The organism is Vibrio sp. Vb0304 (assembly GCF_033338995.1).
GTDB classification, from domain to species: Bacteria; Pseudomonadota; Gammaproteobacteria; order Enterobacterales; family Vibrionaceae; genus Vibrio; species Vibrio alginolyticus.
Genome location: NZ_JAWOTT010000398.1, coordinates 1 through 1,010, shown reverse-complemented (window position 1 = coordinate 1,010; position 1,010 = coordinate 1). Strand labels below are relative to the sequence as shown.

General features: G+C 45.2%; 2 protein-coding genes. One reads left to right on the top strand and one right to left on the bottom strand.

What is annotated here, in order from left to right:
* Nucleotides 1–556 (bottom strand): metallophosphatase (locus R7P35_RS26520; RefSeq protein WP_318093475.1); only part of this gene is annotated, 556 nt, incomplete at its 3' end.
* Between the two features lie 278 nt (nt 557–834).
* Between R7P35_RS26520 and R7P35_RS26515 the strand changes: the two genes are divergently transcribed.
* A partial coding sequence (locus tag R7P35_RS26515) for a nitronate monooxygenase (protein ID WP_318093476.1) occupies nt 835–1,010 on the top strand: 176 nt, incomplete at its 3' end.

Genomic DNA, 1,010 nt, shown 5'->3' with positions numbered 1-1,010 from the left:
CTTTGCGATTACCTTTCCACATGGTGTTGTAGAAGGCATCAACGCCCATTACCCCAATCACACCGACACGAATGCCATCGCGTTCAACAATGGTATATGGCGAAGCAAAAGGCGCATTGTTTTGCTCAAACTTGATGTTGGCATTGAGCACGGGGTAGGCGGCTCTTGGCATGTTCTCTTTCAAGGTTTGCCAGCCGTATTCAAATTCGTGGTTACCGAGCGTTATCGCGTCGTAGCCCATCGCACTGTACAAATCGAAAGAGAGCTTGCCTTGCGTTTTTTTCGCGAGTGAACCAGTGAAAATGTCCCCCGCATCGAACAAGAAACTGGTCTCCTCTTGCGCGCGGGTTTGTTTGATCAGTGTGGCAAGGTAAGGAATACCGCCAATGCGGCTAATGTCTGGATTCCAAAATGCGTCAACGGGCTCATAAACGCTTTCAATGTCATTGGTGTGCAGCAACGTGACGTTGCGAATTTCCGCAAAGGAAGAAAATGACACACCGATAGAGAACGCCGCTAACGCATACAGCAACGGCTTTTTAGAAAATGTCTTCATAGTTGATCCGGTAAAAGTTGAGTAAGAAGTAAGGTTTCGCGAAACAGAGCAACTTTAAAAAAGCACGTAACTCAGGCGATTGAATTGGATCACATAAATTCATGTCAGTAATCGCTAATTGACGCGGAATGTCATTTTGAGTTGGCGTTGAGTGCACAGAAATAACAACGTAGTTGGGTGAAAATTAGTCGATATGAGATAGTGGACATATTGATGCGTATCAGTGAAAGCGCGCATAAAACAACAAAAACTCAGTTGGATGAACTCAAGGAAGAACGATGAAAAACAACGCATTTAATGCACTTTTGGGGACAGAGTTACCGATTATTCAAGCCCCAATGGCTGGCGTGCAAGATAGCCAAATGGCCATTGCAGTGAGTAATGTTGGCGGGCTTGGCTCGTTACCTTGTGGAATGCTGAACAAAGACGCCATCGTAAAAGAACTTCAACTTAT